This is a genomic window from Nocardioides korecus (assembly GCF_054778395.1).
The window spans coordinates 143,708-162,022 of the sequence record NZ_BAAGZO010000009.1 but is presented as its reverse complement, the minus strand read 5'-3'; the positions used below and the strand labels follow the sequence as shown (position 1 = coordinate 162,022).

The following is an 18,315-nucleotide window of genomic DNA, read 5'->3' as shown; positions in this document are numbered from 1 at the left end:
ACAGGCGCTACCTGGCCGTGGCTCAGCCTGGTGTGAGTAGTACTGTTCGCTTGTCCGCAGTTCGTCGTCAGACGGATTCTGTCCACGAAAGGGCTCGTCGGTGAGTCTGAAGCTTCCCCCGCGCTTCCGCCGTTCGGCACTCGGTGCCCTCATGGCGGTCGCCGTGCTCTTCCTGAGCGGCTGCTCGGCCGAGACCGAGACCCAGATCAGGCGTCTCGCGCTCCCCGTCTCCGCGACCAAGGAAGCCCCGTACGTCCACACGCTGTGGATGTGGTCGTGGCTCGCCGCCATGATCACCGGCGTCATCGTCTGGGGCCTGATCTTCTACGCCAGCTTCAAGTTCCGTCGGCGCAGCGAGTCCGACATCCCCGTCCAGACCCGCTACAACCTGCCGATCGAGATCTTCTACACGATCGCCCCGATCATGATGGTGATCGTCTTCTTCTACTTCACCCTCCAGACCCAGGGGAAGGTCCAGCACGACGACCCCAAGCCCGACGAGACCATCACGGTCGTCGGGCAGCAGTGGTCGTGGACCTTCAACTACAACCTCGGCTACGACAAGTCGTCGGGGAAGTACGTCTCCACGGGCGGTGAGACCGTCCACGAGGGCGGCACCACCGCCGACCGGCCTGTCCTGTGGCTGGTCAAGGACAAGAGCGTCGAGATCAACCTGTACTCCCCGGACGTCATCCACTCGTTCTGGGTGCCGGCGTTCCTGTTCAAGATGGACGTGATCCCGGGCCGTCACAACAACTTCGCCGTGACGCCCACCCGCACGGGCACCTTCGAGGGTCGCTGCGCCGAGCTGTGCGGCGTCTACCACTCGCGGATGCTCTTCGACGTCAAGGTCGTCAGCCAGTCGGCGTACGACGCCCACCTCAAGCAGCTCGCCGCGCAGGGGGCCACCGGCTCCGCGCTGGGGAGCTCGGAGGTCCAGAAGGTGCCGGGTCTCGAGCCCAGCAACAGCAACGGAGGAACGCAGTGACCGCCGTCTCCGACGCCCCCGCGGGCGCCCGGGTCCGACCGCCGAGCCCGACCATCGGTCAGCAGCTGGTCCGGATCATGACCACGACCGACCACAAGCTGATCGGCAAGCTCTACCTCAGCACCGCCTTCGTCTGGTTCCTCATCGGCGGCGTCATGGCGCTGCTGATCCGGTCCGAGCTGGCCTTCCCGGGGCAGCAGATCGTCAACGACGAGCTCTACAACCAGCTGTTCACGATGCACGGCACGATCATGCTGCTGCTGTTCGCGACGCCGCTGTTCTTCGGGTTCGCCAACGTGCTGATGCCGCTGCAGATCGGCTCGCCCGACGTGGCGTTCCCGCGCCTGAACATGCTGAGCTACTGGTTCTACCTCTTCGGCGGCATCATCACCGTCTCGGGCTTCCTGAGCCCCGGCGGCGCCGCCGACTTCGGCTGGACCGGCTACGCCCCGCTGTCCAACGCGATCCGCTCTCCCGGCGTCGGTGGTGACCTCTGGGTGATGGGCCTCTGGCTCGCCGGCCTGGGCACCATCCTGGGTGCGGTCAACTTCATCGTGACCATCATCTGCATGCGGGCCCCGGGCATGACCATGTTCCGGATGCCGATCTTCGTGTGGAACACGCTGGTCACCAGCCTGCTGGTCCTGATCGCGTTCCCGATCTTCGCCGCGGCGCTGCTCGCCCTCGAGGCCGACCGGCAGCTCGGCGCCCACGTCTTCGACGCCAACCACGGCGGCGTGATCCTGTGGCAGCACCTGTTCTGGTTCTTCGGCCACCCCGAGGTCTACATCATCGCGCTGCCGTTCTTCGGCATCATCACCGAGATCCTCCCGGTCTTCAGCCGCAAGCCGGTCTTCGGCTACGTCGGCCTGGTCGCGGCGACCCTCGGCATCGCGGTGCTCTCGGTCGCGGTGTGGGCCCACCACATGTTCGTCACCGGCGCGGTCGACCTGGCCTTCTTCTCCGGGATGACGTTCCTGATCGCGGTGCCCACCGGAGTGAAGTTCTTCAACTGGATCGGCACGATGTGGGGCGGGTCGATCAGCTTCGACACGCCCATGCTGTGGGCCGTCGGCTTCCTGACCACCTTCCTGTTCGGCGGCCTGACCGGCGTCATCCTGGCCTCGCCCCCGCTGGACTTCCACGTCTCCGACTCCTACTTCGTGGTCGCGCACTTCCACTACGTCGTCTTCGGCACCGTGGTGTTCGCGATGTTCGCCGGGTTCTACTTCTGGTGGCCCAAGATGACCGGCAAGATGCTGGACGAGCGGCTGGGCAAGATCCACTTCTGGATCCTGTTCATCGGCTTCCACACCACCTTCCTGGTGCAGCACTGGCTCGGTGTCGAGGGCATGCCCCGTCGCTACGCCGACTACTCGCCCTCGGACGGGTTCACCACGCTCAACCAGGTGTCGACCGCCGGTGCGTTCCTGCTGGCCTTCTCGACATTCCCGTTCCTGCTCAACGTCTACAAGAGCATGCGCGGACCCAAGGTCATGGTCGACGACCCGTGGGGCTGGGGCCGCTCCCTGGAGTGGGCGACCAGCTGCCCGCCGCCGCGGCACAACTTCGTCACCATCCCGCGGATCCGCTCCGAGGCCCCGGCCTTCGACCTCCACCACCCGGAGATCGCGGCGCTGGAGTACGTCGACAACGACCTGGACGGTGGCAACGACAGCCCCGAGATGGCGGGGCGTCACGAGATGCTCCACGGAGAGGACGACGTCCGATGAAGTCCGAGACCTGGATGTTCGTCTTCTGCAGCGTCTTCTTCCTCGTGGTCACGCCGATCTACTGGTTCTCCAGCGGCGACCACACGGGCACCACCGCCCTGGTGATGACGTTCCTGCTCACCACGCTGATCGCGTTCTACCTCGGCTTCCACGCCCGCAAGATGGAGCCGCGGCCCGAGGACCGGGCCGACGGCGAGATCGCGGAGGGCGCCGGCGAGCTGGGCTTCTTCCCGCCGTACAGCTGGTGGCCGCTGTGGTGCGCGATGTGCCTGGCGACGATGACCCTGGGGGTGGCCGTCGGCTGGTGGCTGTTCATCATCGGCGCCGTCCTGGGTGCGGTCGCCCTGACCGGACTGGTCTTCGAGTACTACCGGGGCGTGCACGCTCACTGAGCGTGACTCTCCCCAGCACGGGACGGGCGTGGCGGTCATCCGCCGCGCCCGTTACCCGTACGTGACCCGTCACACGCGGTCGACGGGTGCCCGCTCCTGGGTGCGGTTGTTAGCCTGACCAGGTCTCTTTGCTGTCGTCCTGTGGAGCCACCGTGTTCTCGAACCGTCCTCGCTTCTCCCTCGCTGTCGCCGCTGTGGGCCTCAGTGCGCTCAGCGCCTGCTCGCTCACGCCCAACAGCGCCGGCGGGGGAGCGGCGTCGCCGACCTCGCGCTCGGGTGGTGGCGAGCAGAAGGCCGCCGTGTCGACGGCGAAGGTGGTCAGCAACATCCGGTCCGGCGCCCCCTCGGTCGACCTGGGCCGCACGCTGCGTCTCAGCGTCGCCAGCGGCACGTTCGAGAAGGTGGCCGTCACGGCGGCCGGTGCGCCCGTGCAGGGCCGTTTCGTGGCCGGCAAGACCCGCTGGCGGTCCACCGTGCCCCTCAAGCCCGGGACGGCGTACACGGTCGTCAGCACCGCGGTCGACGCCGACGGCGTGACCAAGGACTACCGCTCCACCTTCACCACCCGCAAGCTGAGCCTCGACGAGCAGACCTTCCCGAGCATCGTGCCGCTCGGCCACCAGACCGTCGGGGTCGGGATGCCGGTGATCGTCCGCTTCGACGTGCCCGTGACCGACCGGGCCTCCATCGAGCGCCACCTGAAGGTGACGAGCCGACCGGCCCAGCCGGGCGCCTTCCACTGGGTCAGCAGCCAGGAGGTGCACTGGCGTCCCAAGAACTTCTGGAAGCCCGGCACCGACGTCACCATCAACGCCGACATCGGCGGCGTGCCCGCCGGCAACGGCATCTACGGCCAGAAGAACCGCTCCGGCGGCTTCCACGTCGGCGACTCCATGGTCAGCAAGGTCGACATGGTCAGCGACCAGATGCGGGTCTTCCGCAACGGCCGCCTGATCCGCACCATCCCGATCACCACCGGCCGTCAGCCCGACTTCACCACCCGCTCGGGCACCAAGGTCATCGTGGAGAAGTTCCGTCACAAGCGGATGAACTCCGAGACCATCGGGATCGACCCCAACAGCGCCGACGGCTACGACCTGTCCAACGTCGAGTACGCCATGCGCGTCACCTACTCGGGCGAGTTCATCCACGCCGCCCCGTGGTCGGTGGGCCAGCAGGGCCACTCCAACGTGTCCCACGGCTGCACCGGCATGAGCACGGCCAACGCCGAGTGGCTCTACAACCAGTCCAAGATGGGCGACGTGGTGCAGTACACCGGCACCAGCCGCACCACCGACCTCACCAACGGCTTCGGCGACTGGAACCTGCCCTTCGCCGCCTACAAGGCCGGCTCCGCCCTCAGCTGACCACAGGCGAGATCGACGACCTGGTCACCTCCCTGAGGTGACCGGGTCGTCGTGTGTCCGGGGTCGGACGCGGACGTACGGCGTGGCCACACATTTGTGTAGCAACTGCGTGCCGGGAGGCGGTCCGGTGGTGCATCCGCTACACATTTGTGTGGCGGATGCACCACGGGCCCCCGAGGCCGTACGGCGTGCTCTCAAGGACCGCTCGTGAGGGCGCGTCGGCCGGACGACGTAGATCCGGCACCACAGCCGCACGATCAACCTCACCAACGGCTCCGGCGACTGGACCTGACCTTCGTCGCCTACGAAGCCGACTCATCTTCAGCTGACCTCAGCGTCTCCGACGACCCGGCCACCTCTGTGAGGTGACCGGGTCGTCATGCGTCCGCCATCGAGCGTGGGGGCGAGCGTCGTGGCCACACATTTGTGTAGCGACTGCGTCCTCCGGAGCGGTCTGGCGATGCATTCGCCACACATTTGTGTGGCAATTGCGTGCACGTGCGGACTGCGCCTGGGGGAGCGTCGGCCGGAGGACGCAGAACGGGCCCGGGAGCAGGTGCTCCCGGGCCCGTTCTGGCTGGGCCGCCGAGGCGGCCCGGTGGTGCGTCAGTGGCGGCTGCTGAGCTCGTCGCCCGCGACGTCGGTGCGGCCGTCGAACTGGTGGCCGTCCGCGCTGCTGCCCTCGAGGGCCGCTCCGTGGGCGTGCTCGAGCTCGGCGTGGTGGTGCGCCTCCTCCAGCTCCGCGTGGGTCGGCTTCTGGACGTTGTCGCCGTACCAGAGCATCGACAGCCGGGCCCGGACCTTGTCCTTGCGCGCGGTGGGGGAGACGACGCCGTTCCCGTCGGTCTCGATCTCCGGCACGTAGACCTCGTCGCGGTCACGAGCGGTCAGCGTGTAGGCGCGCTCCAGGGGGAGCGGCACGTGGCGCTCGCTGTAGCCACCCTGCGCGTCGCGCATGATGATGCCGCTCTCGTAGCCGTGCAGCAGGGTCTCGTTGTCGTGACGCTGCAGCGAGATGCACCACCGCTTGGTGATGATGAACGCGATGACCGGTCCTGCGAACACCATCACCCGGTTGAAGTAGGTGATCTGGTTGATGCTCAGGTGCAGGTGGGTGGCGATGATGTCGTTGCCGCCCGCCATCCAGAGGATGCCGTAGAAGGTCATCAGCGAGACCATGATCGCCGTGCGGGTGGGGGCGTTGCGCGGGCGCTCCAGCAGGTGGTGCTCACGCTTGTCCCCGGTGACCCAGGCGTCGATGAACGGCAGCGCCGTCAGCAGCGCCCACGAGGCCAGCGGCAGGATCAGGATCGGGATCATGATGTTCCACGAGATCGTCACCCCGAGGAGGTGCGTCTCCCAGCCCGGCATGATCCGCAGCGCGCCGTCGGGCCAGCCCATGTACCAGTCGGGCTGCGAGCCGGCGGTGACCTCGGCGGGGTTGTAGGGGCCGAAGCGCCACACCGGGTTGATGCTGAGCAGTCCGCCCATCAGGGCCAGGACGCCGAAGACCACGAAGAAGAACCCGCCGGCCTTGGCGGCGTACACGGGCAGCATCGGGAAGCCGACGACGTTCTGCTCCGTGCGGCCGGGTCCGGGCCACTGCGTGTGCTTGTGGTAGACGAGCAGCAGCATGTGCGCCGCGATCAGGGCCAGCAGGATGCCCGGGATCAGCAGCACGTGGACGGTGTAGAGCCGCGGGATGATCGAGTCTCCCGGGAACTCCCCACCGAAGAGGAAGAACGACATGTAGGTGCCGATCACCGGCGAGGCCTTCATGAAGCCGTCCGCCGCACGGACGCCGGTGCCCGAGAGCAGGTCGTCGGGCAGAGAGTAGCCGGTGAAGCCCTCGAGGGTGCCGAGCAGCAGGAGCACCGAGCCGATGACCCAGTTGAGCTCGCGCGGCTTGCGGAAGGCGCCGGTGAAGAACACCCGGAGCATGTGGATCATCATCGAGGCGACGAAGATCATCGCGGCCCAGTGGTGCATCTGCCGCATCAGCAGACCGGCGCGCACGTCGAAGGAGATGTTCAGGCTGGAGGCGTAGGCCTCCGACATCTGGATGCCGCGCAGCTGGTCGTAGGAGCCGTTGTAGGTGACCTCGCCCATGCTCGGGCGGAACCACAGGGTGAGGAACACGCCGGTCAGCAGCAGGACCACGAAGCTCCACAGGGCGATCTCGCCCAGCATGAAGGACCAGTGGTCGGGGAAGACCTTGCGGAGGTTCTTCTTGGCCAGGCCCGCGAGGCCCAGGCGCTCGTCGGCCCACTCGGCGGTGGCGCCGACCTTGGATCGCTTGTCTGCCTTGGCGGCGGTGGTCCCGTTGGTGCGCGCCACGGAGGGGTTACTTGAGCTCATAGTTGTTCCGCTCCCAGAAGCTCGGTCCGACAGGCTCGGTGAAGTCACTGGTGGCGACGAGGTAACCCTCGGCGTCCACAGCTATGGGCAGCTGCGGCAGGTGACGGGCGGCCGGACCGAAGATGACCTTGCCGTTGTCGGCGAGGTCGAAGGTGGACTGGTGGCAGGGGCACAGCAGGTGGTGCGTCTGCTGCTCCCACAGGGAGATCGGGCACCCGACGTGGGTGCAGATCTTGGAGTAGCACAGGATGCCGTCGACACCCCAGTTCTCGCGGCCCTTGGCGGGCTTGATGTCGTCGGGCTGCATCCGCACGATGATGACCGCAGCCTTGGACTTCTCGACCTGGAGCTCGACGCCCTCGACCTCGGGCTCGCCGTCGGCCTTCTTGGCGAAGAAGATCTCGGGCTCGCCGTTGACCAGCTGGCCGACCTCCATGTCACCGGGCTTGATGGGCGAGCCGTCGACGTCCTGGACGACCCGCATGCCCTTCTTCCACACGGTGTGCATGAGCTTGTCGCCGGGGAGGGGTCCCAGGTCGCGCAGGGCGACGATGGCCGGCAGACCCAGGGCGCCGAGGGCGCCCAAGAGGGAGTTGCGGATGAGGGGCCGGCGAGCGATGCCCGACTCCTCGGTCCCGGCCGACAGCGCAGCCAGGGTCTCCTCGCGGTCCTCGGCGGAGGAGGCCGCGGGGTGGCGGTACTCGACCATCTCGGTGTCGGCCATCAGCTTGCGGGCCCACTGGATGGTTCCGACGCCGATGCACAGCAGCGCCAGGCCCAGGGTCAGGCCCAGGGTGACGTTGGAGGCGCCGAAGCCGAGGACGACCGAGGGCTTGTCCCCGATCTTGAACACGAAGTAGCACACGCAGAACAGCAGCGTGAAGACCACGGACGCGGTGTAGAGGGTCGCCACCTGCCGCTCGGCACGCCGCTCGGCGTGCTCGTCGACGTCGGTGGGACGGGGGAGGTGCTCGGGCAGGCCGGGATCCGCGATCGGATCCGGCTCGACCGTGCTGAGGTCCTTGGAGTCACTCATCCTCAGGCCTTCTTCCTGGTGGAACGGGTGGAGTGCGCCGCGATCCAGACCGCGGCACCGATCAGCCCACCGATGCCGACCAGCCAGGCGGCCATGCCCTCGGTGACCGGACCCAGCGAACCGAGCGTGAACCCGCCGTAGTTGGGGGTCTGCTCGTTCTTCTTCAGGTAGGAGATGATGTCGCGCTTGTCCTGGGGGGTGAGCACCTTGTCGGCGAAGACCGGCATCTGCTGCGGGCCGGTGAGCATGGCCTCGTAGATGTGCTTCTCGGACACGCCCTTCAGGCTCGGGGCGAACCGGCCGCGGGGCAGGGCGCCACCGGCGCCGGAGAAGTTGTGGCACGCCGTGCAGTTGGTGCGGAAGAACTCGCCACCGCGGACGATCTCGTCGTTGCTGGCGCCCTTGGAGGAGTACTCCGAGGTGGAGGGGACCGAGGGGCCGGGGCCGAGCGAGGCGACGTACGCCCCCAGGGCAGCGATCTCGGACTTGTCGTAGACCGGCGCCTTGCGGACGGCCTGGGTGCCCGGCTGGGCCATCGGCATCCGGCCGGTGCCGACCTGGAAGTCGACGGCGGCGGCGCCGACGCCGACGAGCGAGGGACCGTACTGGTTGCCCCGCTCGGTCTGGATGCCCTCGGCGTTCTTGCCGTGGCAGGAGGAGCAGCCCACGAGGAACAGGGCCTTGCCCTTGGCCACCATGTCGGCGTCCGAGGTCTTGGTCTCCGCGTTGGCCGGGGCCAGCGCGGCGTAGAGGCCGCCGGTCGTCAGGAGGGCCAGCAGGAGCACGAGCGGCGCGGCCCAACGGCTGCGACGACGTGCGGAAAGACGGCCGGAGATCCGGTGAGAGATCGTGCGGGGGATGCGCACCAGTGCGTCCTTACGGGGGTCAGTTGCTACTTGATCAGGTAGACGGTCGCGAACAGGCCGATCCAGACCACGTCGACGAAGTGCCAGTAGTACGACACGACGATCGCGGTCACGGCCTGCTCGTGCGTGAACTTGCGCGCGATGAGGGTGCGGCCGAGCACGAACAGGAAGGCGATCAGCCCGCCCGTCACGTGGATGCCGTGGAACCCGGTGGCGAGGTAGAAGACAGTGCCGTACGCCGACGACGGGATGGTCACGCCCTCGTGGACGAGCTCGGCGTACTCGAACGCCTGGCCACCGATGAAGATGGAGCCCATGACGTAGGTCAGCACGAACCACTCGCGCAGACCCCACTGCTTGAACTGCCACAGCTTGCCGGTGCGACCGACGATGCCGTCCTCGGCCTTGAACACGCCGAGCTGGCAGGTCACCGAGGACAGCACCAGGATGGTGGTGTTGACCGAGGAGAACGGGACGTTGAGCTTCTCGGTGTTCTGCGCCCAGAGCTCGGGGCTCACCGATCGGATCGTGAAGTAGGCGGCGAAGAGCGCCGCGAAGAACATCAGCTCGCTCGAGAGCCACACGATCGTGCCGACGCTGACCATGCTGGGTCGGTCGTGATGCCCGTGGAGTCGGGATGCCGGGATAGCCGTTGCTGTCGCCACGGGGACATTATTGCCCCACCCTGTGTAGGAGGCGTGCCTACCCCCGGTGTTTTGCTGAGAACGGCGACCTAATCTGGAGCAGTGCCCCCCTTCACGCCGTCCTCCGTCTTCACCCAGGCCGGCTTGTCCCCGGTGCTGTTCGTGCTGGTGGCGTGGGCAGCGGGCCTCTACCTCTACGGGGTCTGGCGCCTGTACGAGCGCGGCGACCGGTGGCCCGTGGGGCGCACCGTGGCCTTCGTGGTGGCCGGTCTGGGGTCGTTCCTGTTCGCGACCTGCTCGGGCCTGGCGGCGTACGACGACACGCTCCTGAGCGTGCACATGGTCCAGCACATGATCCTGTCGATGGTGGTGCCGCTGTTCTGCGCGCTGGGCGCGCCCGTGACCCTGGCGCTGCGCACGCTGCCGCGCCGTCCGCGCAGATGGCTGCTCGCCGTCCTGCACTCGCGGTTCTCCCGGGTGCTGACCTTCGCCCCGCTGACCTTCGGGCTCTACGTGCTCAGCCCGTGGGCGCTCTACATGACCGGGTGGTACGACGCCACGCTGCGCTCGGACCTCCTCCACGAGCTGATGCACGTGCACCTCGTGGTCGTGGGGGCGCTGTTCTTCACCCCGATCCTGGGCGTAGACCCGGTCCCCGGGCGGGTCGCCTACCCCTTCCGGATGCTGCTGCTGGTGATGACGCTGCCGTTCCACGCCTTCCTGGGCGTCACGATCATGGGTCAGGTCCAGCTGATCGGTGGTCGCTGGTACCCCGACCTCCACGCCTCGATGCCGTGGCTGCCCTCGCCGGCCGCCGACCAGCACCTGGCCGGGGGCATCCTGTGGAGCTCCGGCGACGCCATCGGGCTGAGCCTGTTCGCGGTGCTGTTCGTGCAGTGGGTGCGGTCCTCGATGGCCGAGGCCAAGCGCGAGGACCGCCGCCTGGACCGGCTGGAGCAGACGGCGGCGCGGGACGCGCGGCGCGTGGCCGACGGGACCGGAGCCACCCGGTAGCATCCCCCGGGTGAGCCAGACCGCCCCCCTGAAGGTGCTCGTCTACAGCGACGACGTCGACACGCGACAGCAGGTCGTGCTGGCCCTCGGGCCGCGGCCCCACCCCGACCTCCCCGAGCTGGAGTACGTCGAGGTCGCGACCGAGCCGGTCGTGATCCAGCAGATGGACTCGGGCGCGATCGACCTCGCCATCCTCGACGGCGAGGCGGCGCCCGCCGGCGGGCTGGGGATCGCCAAGCAGCTCAAGGACGAGATCTTCCGCTGCCCGCCGCTGCTGGTGCTGACCGGCCGGGTGCAGGACAACTGGCTGGCCACCTGGTCGCGGGCCGACGCCGCCGTGGCGCACCCGTTGGACCCCGTCGAGCTGGCCGAGGCCGTCATCACCTTGCTGCGCCCGCGCCTGCCGGCGCGGACCTGACCGTCTGATGGCCCTGTGATGGCCCTGACCTGGCCCGACGTCCTCGAGCCGCTGGTCGCGGGGCACGACCTCACCTCCGAGCAGACCACCTGGGCGATGGGCGAGATCCTCGCGGGCCTGGCCACGCCCAGCCAGATCGCCGGCTTCGCCGTCGCGCTGCGCAGCAAGGGCGAGACGGTCGACGAGGTGGACGGTCTCGTGGAGGCGATGTACGCCCGAGCCGCCCCGCTCGCGGTGCCGGGGCGCGTCCTCGACGTCGTGGGCACCGGCGCGGACCGGTCGAACTCGGTGAACATCTCGACGATGGCCGCGATCGTCGCCGCGGGGGCCGGGGTCACCGTGGTCAAGCACGGCAGCCGCTCGGCGTCCTCGAGGTCCGGCAGCGCCGACGTGCTCGAGGAGCTCGGCATCCGGCTGGACCTGCCGGTGGGCGAGGTGGGCCGGCTGGCCGAGGAGGTGGGGATCACCTTCTGCTTCGCCGCCGCGTTCCACCCCGCCATGCGGCACGCGGCCGTCCCGCGTCGCGAGCTCGGCATCGGCACGACCTTCAACTTCCTGGGCCCGCTGGCCAACCCCGCCCGACCCGACGCCCAGGCGATCGGGTGCGCCGACCTGCGGATGGCCCCGGTGATGGCCGGCGTCTTCGCCCGGCGAGGCGTCGACGCGTGGGTGTTCCGCGGGGACGACGGGCTCGACGAGCTGACCACGACGACGACCTCGCAGGTCTTCGAGGTCACCGAGGGCGACGTCGTCGCGCACACCGTGGATCCGTCGGACCTCGGCCTGGCCCGGGGGACCGCGGAGGCGCTGCGCGGGGGCGACGCGGCGTACAACGCGGAGGTCGTGCGCCGACTGGTGGCGGGCGAGCGCGGACCGGTGCGCGACGCGGTGCTCCTCAACGCCGCCGCGGCGCTGGCCGTGCACGAGGCCGGCCCGGGGACCCTGCTCGAGCGCCTCGCCGCCGGCCTGGCGCGCGCGGAGGAGTCGGTGGACTCCGGCGCCTCGCGGGCGCTCCTCGAGCGTTGGGTCGCCGCGACCCGCTAGCGGCCGCGCTCGGACCTCAGTCCAGGCCGAGCGAGAACGCGGACTCCAGGTCGTGCTTGGAGAAGGTGCGGAAGGCGATGTGGGTCTCGGTGGCCAGCACGCCGTCGACCTTGTTCACGTTGTCGGCGATCACGCGCGCGACGTCCTCGTGCTCGCGCACCCGGACCAGGGCGATCAGGTCGATCTGCCCGGTGACGCTGTAGACCTCGCTGACGCCGTCGACGGCGGCGATCGCCTCCGCGACCTCGGGGATGCGGGCGACGTCGGCCTTGACGAAGGAGATGGCGGTGATCATGCGGGTCAACGTACCGCCACGGTCGTCCTCCCGGGGCCGCCGCGAGCCGGTGATGAGGGCCGTCAGGGCTGGTGCACGGTGGCCAGCGGACGGCGCTCGTCGAAGGGCACCAGGGAGGCCCGGGAGGTCTCGACGGCGTCGTGGACCGCGAGGTGCCGCTGGGCCCCGGCCAGCGGGCACACCCACTCACCCTCGACGTGCACCAGGCGCACCCCGGGTTGCTCGAGCCAGCGCAGGATCTGCTCGGACTCCGCGGCCGTCGCCGCCGGCGTCGGCCCGGGCCCGCCGGTGACCGTCTCGGCGGACTCGCGCAGCTGGCGGACCCACTCGCCGGCGTGGGCGTCGGGGGGGATCACCCCGGCCGCGGCCAGTCGGCCGTGGCGCACGACGTGGACGGCCCACCGGCGGTCGTCCTCGCGTCGCGCGGCGACGAGCTCGCTGCACGAGGCCAACGAGCCGAGCCGCTGGGTGCGCGAGGCCGCCCGGAGGAACGCGGCCAGGCGGTCGCGGTGGGTCCCGGCCTCCTCGAAGCGCTCGCCGGCGGCCAGGGCGTCCATCCGCGCCGCGATCACCTCCACCACCTCGTCGGGCCGCTCGGTGAGGGAGGACCGGACCCGGGCGACGACCTCCGCGTAGTGCTCCACCGAGGAGGACCCGTCGCACGGTGAGGCGCACCGCCCCAGCTCCGCCAGGACGCAGGCCGAGCGGGTGGGCACCAGGGGCAGCCGCCCGCTGCACTGCCGGATCGGGAAGGTCTCGTGGAGCGCCGCGAGGCAGGTCTCGGCCGCGCGGCGCGACGCGAACGGCCCCAGGTAGTCGGCGCCGTCCTCGACCACCTGGCGCACCAGGGAGAGGCGGGGCCACGGCTCGACGGTGAGCTTGAGCCAGTGGACCTTGCCCGACCGCCGGCTGCGCCGGTTGTAGCGCGGCTCGTGCGCGGCGATCAGCCGCAGCTCGCGCACGCCGGCCTCGAGAGGGGTGGCGCACTCGATGCCGGTGACCGACGCGGCCAGCCCGACCATCTCGCCCATCCGGGAGCGCTGCTCCGAGGCGGTGAAGTAGCTGCGCACCCGGGTGCGCAGGTCCCGCGAGGTGCCCACGTAGAGGACGCGCTGCTGCTCGTCGCGGAACAGGTAGACCCCGGGGGAGTGCGGGAGGTGCTCGGCCAGGTGCCGCTTGCGGCGCACGGCCGGGGCGACCCGCGAGGTGAAGGTCTGGAGCTCCTCGAGCGTGTGCACCCCGAGACCCCCCAGGCGCTCCATCAGCCCGTGGAGCACGTCGACCGTGGCGCGGGCGTCCGACAGGGCCCGGTGGTCGGGGGTCGTCGCGGAGCCGAAGGCGACCGCGAGCGAGCTCAGCTTGCAGTTGGGCGCGTCGTCGCGGGTCACGACGCGGCGGGCCAGCCGGGCGGTGTCGACCACCTCGAAGGCCGGCCAGTCGCGGCCCTGCTCGGCGGTGAAGTGCTTGAGGAACCCGATGTCGAAGGGGGCGTTGTGGGCGACCAGGACGCACCCGCGTGCGAACTCCAGGAACGCGGGCAGGGCCACGTCGATCGACGGGGCGGTGGCGACCATGGAGTTGGTGATCCCGGTGAGCACCGCGATGAAGGCGGGGATCTGGGCACGGGGGTTCACCAGGGTCTGGAACTCGCCCAGGACCTCGCCCCCGCGGACCTTCACGGCGCCGATCTCGGTGATGCCGGCACCGCCCTGGACCGAGGCGCCGGTGGTCTCGAGGTCGACCACGCAGAAGGTGACGTCGCGCAGGGCGCGCCCCAGCTCGTCGAAGCTCATCTGTGCCGACCACCTGCTCATGGGACGACCGTAGGCACCCCCACCGACACGACCGTGGAGACGCGGCCGAGAGGTCTTGTCGGTGGTCGCTGCTGGAGTCGTGGCACTGCTCGACCCGCACCCCCGACGGCCTTCCCCTGCTCCTGCCGTCACCCACCGCAAGGAGATCCCCATGAGCGTCCGCATCGACTGCGACACCTGCCTCGTCCGAGGCCTGTCGTGCCACGACTGCGTGGTCACCGTCCTGCTCGGCCCCCCTCCCGAGCTCGGCTTCGACGCCGAGGAGCAGCAGGCGCTCTCGGTGCTCGCGGACTCCGGGCTGGTGCCTCCGCTGCGCATGGTGACCCCGGTCGCGGGACCCGCCGTGGAGTCGGCGTGAGGGCCTCGGGTGTGGCGAAACGCACACGCATGGAGCGGGACGAGGTTTGGCGTCGGGGCGACCCACGCCTAGTGTGAGGCGCTATTGGCCTCCGGACCAGGGCACCACAAGGTGCACTCGGAGGCCGCGCCGAGTCTGACCGGTCGCCCTCGGATGCGACCGTTCGGAGCCGGGGACCCAACGTTCCTGGGGTGAATCCGGACCTCGCTCGCCACCACAGTGGCGGCAGGACCGGTAGGGCTTTCTTTGGGCCCGAACCCGTCAGCTCACCTGGTAGGCGTCCAGACAAAGAGGAGCCCGACCTCTCTTGAGCGCCGGTCACAGCCACCCGTTTGCCCGCACGACTGCAGGACTCGCCGTCACCCTCACCATCGGTGGACTCTCCATCGCCTCGGTGAGCCCGGCCTCCGCAGCTCCCGACACCAGCTCCATCGGCGCCGCCAAGTCGCGCGCCGCCACCCTGTCCCACCAGGCCGACCTCGCCCGAGGTCGTCACCAGGCGGTCGAGACCTCGCTGACCCAGGCCCGCAAGCGCCTCAAGGGCATCGACACCTCGATCGCGCGCAGCAAGCGCGTGGTGACGCGCCTGCAGTCCGAGATCGCGTCGATGGCCGTGGACGGCTACCAGTCCGCCGGCGGCACCTCCGACCCGGCGACGCCCCCGGTCCTCAAGACCCCGGGCTCCACGACCCTGCTGACCGGCGTCGCGGCCGTCAGCGAGGACACCGGTGGCCGCACCGAGCGGATCGCCAGCACCACCGAGTCGATCGCCGAGCTCGCCACCCGCGAGGCGGGCGCGACCGTGCAGGTCACGCGGCTGGCGGCGCGTGAGGCCACGCTCCAGCGCCAGGCCACGTCGGCCAGCGCCGGCGCGAGTGCCGCGCAGGCTCGGGTGAGCACCCTCGAGCAGCAGGCGGCCGAGGCCGCTCGCAAGAAGGCCGAGGAGGCCCAGCAGAAGGCCGTCGTGGCCCACGGGCCCGCCGTGGCCTACGCCCTGGCGCAGGTCGGCAAGGCCTACGTCTGGGGTGCCTCGGGCCCGAGCGCCTTCGACTGCTCCGGCCTCACGATGGCCGCCTGGTCGCAGGCCGGCGTCTCGCTGCCGCACAACGCCGCGGCGCAGTACAACACCGGCCGGCACATCTCGGAGAGCGAGCTGCAGCCCGGCGACCTGGTGTTCTACTACAGCGGGATCAGCCACGTCGGGATGTACATCGGCAACGGCAAGATCGTGAACGCGCTCAACCCGGGCACCGGTGTGAAGATCTCCGGTCTCCACGACATGCCGTACGTCGGTGCGGTCCGTCCCGGCTGAGTCACCTCGAGGCGCCCGTCCCACCGGGGCGGGCGCCTCGGCACGCCCACCGGGTGGGCTCCTGCGCCGACGGGCCCTCGTGCCCCTCTCGGCGCTCCTCGCCGTGCTGTGCCTGCTCCCGGCCTGCTCGAGCGAGACCGACCTCGCGCCCCCGCGCCCGTCGACGACCGCGCAGCCGGACCACTCCGGCCCCGCCCAGGCCGCGCTCGACGCCCTGGAGAACGCCTTCGCCGCCGGCTCGTCCCGGGCGGCGGCCGCCGTGGCCGCACCGGGGTCGGCCGCGCTGCTGACCTCGCTGGGCCGCAACGCCCAGCAGCTCCGCGTGCGTGACGTCGCGCTGCGGTACGTCGACGACGCGGCGCCCCTGTCGGCCTCCCAGCAGGCGGCCCTCGGCGATGGCGCCTGGCGCGGGACCATCGAGCTCTCCTACCGCTTCGCCGGCGTCGACCGGCGCACGGCCAGCATGGACACGTCCGCGGTGTTCGTCCCTCGGGGTGGCCGCGCGCTGGTGGCGTCCTTCGGGGGCGACGGAGCCCGTACGCCGCTCTGGCTGCAGACGGGCCTCGCGGTCCGGCACACACCGGGCACGCTGCTGGCCGTCGCGGGACCGGACGCCGGCCGCTACCCGACCCTGGTCGCCCGGGCCCTCCGTCAGGTCCGTCGCACGCTGCCCGCCTGGAAGGGGCCGTTGGTGGTCGAGGTCCCGCGCACGCGCGACCAGCTGGACACCGCGCTCCACGACTCGTCGAACACCTACGACGACATCGCAGGCGTGACCACCACCGAGGACGGGACCCTCACGCCCGGGTCGCCGGTCCGGGTGTTCCTCAACCCTGACGTGTTCGGCCGTCTGGAGCAGCGGGGGGCGCAGGTCGTGATGAGCCACGAGGCGACCCACGTCGCCACCGGCGCGACCTTCGTCAGCATGCCCACCTGGCTGCTCGAGGGCTTCGCCGACTACGTGGCGCTGCGCGGGACCGGCATCGGGGTCCAGACCGCCGCCTCGCAGATCCTCGCCCGCGTGCGCCGCGACGGACCGCCGGACGGCCTGCCCACCCGCGCCGATCTCGCCCCGACCGCCACCGGCCTGGGGGCGACCTACGAGGAGGCGTGGCTGGCCTGCCGCTTCCTCGGGCAGCGGTTCGGCAACGCCGGGATGGTCCGCTTCTACGACGCGGTCAGCGGCGGCGAGCCGGTCGCGCGCGCGTTCCGCACCGTGCTGGGCACCACCCAGGCGAGCTTCGTGACGGGGTGGCGCGCGGACACGTCGGCCCTGGCGCGCCAGGCTCGCGTGGCACGCTGACCGGGTGTCCGCACCTGCCCCTGCCCCACCCTCCGACGACACGCCCCGGGGCGCCCGTCCGCCCGCGACCGCGACGTCGGTCCGGTTGTCCTGGTGCCTGGTCGGGGTGGGCGCCGTCGTGCTGGCGGTGCTCGCGGGTCTGCTGGTGCCGTGGTCGTGGGTGCCCGGCGGTCACGTGGTCCCCGTGCCGGCACGCGAGGTCTTCAGCGAGCGGCAGATCAGCCGCGGCGAGGCCTACTCCTCGCTCCAGCGACACCTCGGCTGGGCCTCCCTGGTCGTCTCGCTGGCGGTCGCGCTGGTGCTGGGGCTGACGCGCCTGGGGGCCCGGGTCGTGCGGGTGCTGCCGGGACCGTGGTGGGTCCGGGCGACCCTGGGCGCCGGGCTCCTCACCGCCGCCGGCACCCTGGCCACGCTGCCGTTCGGGGTGCGGGCGCGGCAGCACGCCCTGGACTACGGCCTCACCCGGCAGCCCCTCGCGGGCTGGCTCCAGGACCAGGCGTCGTCGCTGCTGGTGACGTGGGTGATCGCCGCGCTGGTGGTGCTGCTGGTGGTGGGCACGGCGCGCCGCTCCCCGCGTCGCTGGCCGCTGTGGACGGGAGTCGCCGGGGCCCTGCTGACGGTGCTGGGCTCGTGGGCCTACCCGGTCCTGGTCGAGCCGCTGTTCAACCACTTCACGCCGCTGCCGGCCGGTCCGTTGCGCACGCGCATCCTGGAGCTGGCGGCTCGCGAGCACGTGCCGGTCTCCGAGGTGCTCGTGGCGGACGCGTCCCGGCGTACGACGACGCTGAACGCCTACGTCTCCGGCTTCGGCAGCACGCGGCGGGTCGTGCTCTACGACACCCTGGTCGAGGACGTCCCGCAGCGCGAGACGCTGGTCGTGGTCGCCCACGAGCTCGGGCACGCCCGCCACCAGGACGTCGTGCTCGGCACCGCGCTGGGGGCCGCCGGCGTGCTGGTCGCCAGCGGGCTGGCGGGCGTCGTGCTCGGTCGGCGTCGGGTGCTGCGGCGCAGTGGCGTCGAGGGGGTGGGGGAGCCCGAGGTCGCGGCCCTCGTGCTCGCACTGGTGGCGATGGGCACGCTGTTGGCGAGCCCGGTCGAGAACACGATCAGCCGTGCGATCGAGGCGCGCGCCGACCGGGCGTCGCTGGCGGCGACGGGCGACTACCGCGGCTTCGAGCGGATCCAGGCGGGCCTGGCGGCCCGGTCGCTGGCCGACCCGGAGCCGCCGGCGTGGAGCCAGTTCTGGTTCGGGTCCCACCCCACCGCGCTGGAGCGGGTGGGGCTGGCCCGAGGGGTGGAGCAGGTGGCGCGAGCACGGCGGTGACCCAGGACGCGGTCGAGCCCGGCCCGGTCACCGTGAGGTGACGCGGACC

Annotated in this window: 17 protein-coding genes and 1 riboswitch; of the genes, 11 read left to right on the top strand and 6 right to left on the bottom strand. The window is 70.7% G+C overall.

The window, feature by feature from the left end; genetic code table 11:
- The first annotated feature begins 100 nt into the window (after positions 1–100).
- The 4 genes from ctaC to ACYVDA_RS17695 all read left to right on the top strand — a co-directional run bounded on the left by ctaC (position 101) and on the right by ACYVDA_RS17695 (position 4,480).
- A complete protein-coding gene (ctaC, locus tag ACYVDA_RS17710) occupies positions 101–988 on the top strand; it encodes an aa3-type cytochrome oxidase subunit II (protein WP_460819784.1) in 888 nt (295 codons plus the stop codon).
- Positions 985–2,721, top strand: a complete 1,737-nt coding sequence (ctaD, locus tag ACYVDA_RS17705; protein ID WP_460819783.1) for an aa3-type cytochrome oxidase subunit I — start codon at positions 985–987, stop codon at positions 2,719–2,721. The genes ctaC and ctaD overlap by 4 nt, the downstream gene beginning before the upstream one ends.
- Complete coding sequence (locus ACYVDA_RS17700; protein ID WP_460819782.1) at positions 2,718–3,113, top strand: cytochrome c oxidase subunit 4; 396 nt, start codon at positions 2,718–2,720, stop codon at positions 3,111–3,113. The genes ctaD and ACYVDA_RS17700 overlap by 4 nt, the downstream gene beginning before the upstream one ends.
- A gap of 299 nt (positions 3,114–3,412) precedes the next feature.
- On the top strand, positions 3,413–4,480 hold the full coding sequence (locus tag ACYVDA_RS17695) for a L,D-transpeptidase (RefSeq protein WP_460819780.1): 1,068 nt from the start codon (positions 3,413–3,415) through the stop codon (positions 4,478–4,480).
- A gap of 606 nt (positions 4,481–5,086) precedes the next feature.
- On the opposite strand, the gene qcrB is transcribed toward ACYVDA_RS17695, so the two are convergent.
- The 4 genes from qcrB to ctaE are packed head-to-tail and all read right to left on the bottom strand — an operon-like array spanning position 5,087 to position 9,405.
- Positions 5,087–6,838, bottom strand: coding sequence for a cytochrome bc1 complex cytochrome b subunit (qcrB, locus tag ACYVDA_RS17690; RefSeq protein ID WP_460819779.1), 1,752 nt, complete (start codon positions 6,836–6,838; stop codon positions 5,087–5,089).
- Complete coding sequence (gene qcrA, locus ACYVDA_RS17685; RefSeq protein ID WP_460819778.1) at positions 6,825–7,874, bottom strand: cytochrome bc1 complex Rieske iron-sulfur subunit; 1,050 nt, start codon at positions 7,872–7,874, stop codon at positions 6,825–6,827. The genes qcrB and qcrA overlap by 14 nt, the downstream gene beginning before the upstream one ends.
- Positions 7,875–7,876: 2 nt before the next feature.
- A complete protein-coding gene (qcrC, locus tag ACYVDA_RS17680) occupies positions 7,877–8,740 on the bottom strand; it encodes a cytochrome bc1 complex diheme cytochrome c subunit (protein ID WP_460819777.1) in 864 nt (287 codons plus the stop codon).
- Positions 8,741–8,766: 26 nt separating this feature from the next.
- A complete protein-coding gene (ctaE, locus tag ACYVDA_RS17675; RefSeq protein ID WP_460819776.1) occupies positions 8,767–9,405 on the bottom strand; it encodes an aa3-type cytochrome oxidase subunit III in 639 nt (212 codons plus the stop codon).
- An 81-nt stretch (positions 9,406–9,486) separates the two neighbouring features.
- Between ctaE and ACYVDA_RS17670 the strand changes: the two genes are divergently transcribed.
- Genes ACYVDA_RS17670 through trpD form a run of 3 tightly spaced genes read left to right on the top strand, consistent with a single transcriptional unit; the run spans position 9,487 to position 11,860 of the window.
- On the top strand, positions 9,487–10,398 hold the full coding sequence (locus ACYVDA_RS17670) for a cytochrome c oxidase assembly protein (protein ID WP_460819775.1): 912 nt from the start codon (positions 9,487–9,489) through the stop codon (positions 10,396–10,398).
- A gap of 10 nt (positions 10,399–10,408) precedes the next feature.
- Positions 10,409–10,816, top strand: a complete 408-nt coding sequence (locus ACYVDA_RS17665) for an Rv3143 family two-component system response regulator (protein WP_460819774.1) — start codon at positions 10,409–10,411, stop codon at positions 10,814–10,816.
- Positions 10,817–10,834: 18 nt separating this feature from the next.
- Complete coding sequence (trpD, locus tag ACYVDA_RS17660) at positions 10,835–11,860, top strand: anthranilate phosphoribosyltransferase (RefSeq protein ID WP_460819773.1); 1,026 nt, start codon at positions 10,835–10,837, stop codon at positions 11,858–11,860.
- Positions 11,861–11,876: 16 nt separating this feature from the next.
- Here the strand turns inward: trpD and ACYVDA_RS17655 are convergent, their stop codons facing one another.
- Both ACYVDA_RS17655 and ACYVDA_RS17650 read right to left on the bottom strand, forming a co-directional pair.
- Complete coding sequence (locus tag ACYVDA_RS17655; RefSeq protein WP_460819772.1) at positions 11,877–12,155, bottom strand: Lrp/AsnC family transcriptional regulator; 279 nt, start codon at positions 12,153–12,155, stop codon at positions 11,877–11,879.
- Positions 12,156–12,217: 62 nt separating this feature from the next.
- The gene (locus ACYVDA_RS17650; protein WP_460819771.1) at positions 12,218–13,969 is read right to left on the bottom strand and encodes a DEDD exonuclease domain-containing protein; all 1,752 of its coding nucleotides are present in this window, start codon (positions 13,967–13,969) and stop codon (positions 12,218–12,220) included.
- Between the two features lie 151 nt (positions 13,970–14,120).
- Between ACYVDA_RS17650 and ACYVDA_RS17645 the strand changes: the two genes are divergently transcribed.
- The 4 genes from ACYVDA_RS17645 (at position 14,121) to ACYVDA_RS17630 (ending at position 18,266) form a co-directional block, all read left to right on the top strand.
- Positions 14,121–14,327: a hypothetical protein gene (locus ACYVDA_RS17645; protein WP_460819770.1), complete on the top strand. Its 207-nt coding sequence runs from the start codon at positions 14,121–14,123 to the stop codon at positions 14,325–14,327.
- Between the two features lie 117 nt (positions 14,328–14,444).
- A riboswitch (cyclic di-AMP (ydaO/yuaA leader) is annotated at positions 14,445–14,622 on the top strand.
- 12 nt (positions 14,623–14,634) lie between these two features.
- Positions 14,635–15,639, top strand: a complete 1,005-nt coding sequence (locus ACYVDA_RS17640; protein ID WP_460819768.1) for a C40 family peptidase — start codon at positions 14,635–14,637, stop codon at positions 15,637–15,639.
- A 79-nt stretch (positions 15,640–15,718) separates the two neighbouring features.
- On the top strand, positions 15,719–16,942 hold the full coding sequence (locus ACYVDA_RS17635; protein ID WP_460819767.1) for a hypothetical protein: 1,224 nt from the start codon (positions 15,719–15,721) through the stop codon (positions 16,940–16,942).
- Between the two features lie 4 nt (positions 16,943–16,946).
- A complete protein-coding gene (locus ACYVDA_RS17630; RefSeq protein WP_460819766.1) occupies positions 16,947–18,266 on the top strand; it encodes a M48 family metallopeptidase in 1,320 nt (439 codons plus the stop codon).
- Positions 18,267–18,315: the final 49 nt, after the last annotated feature.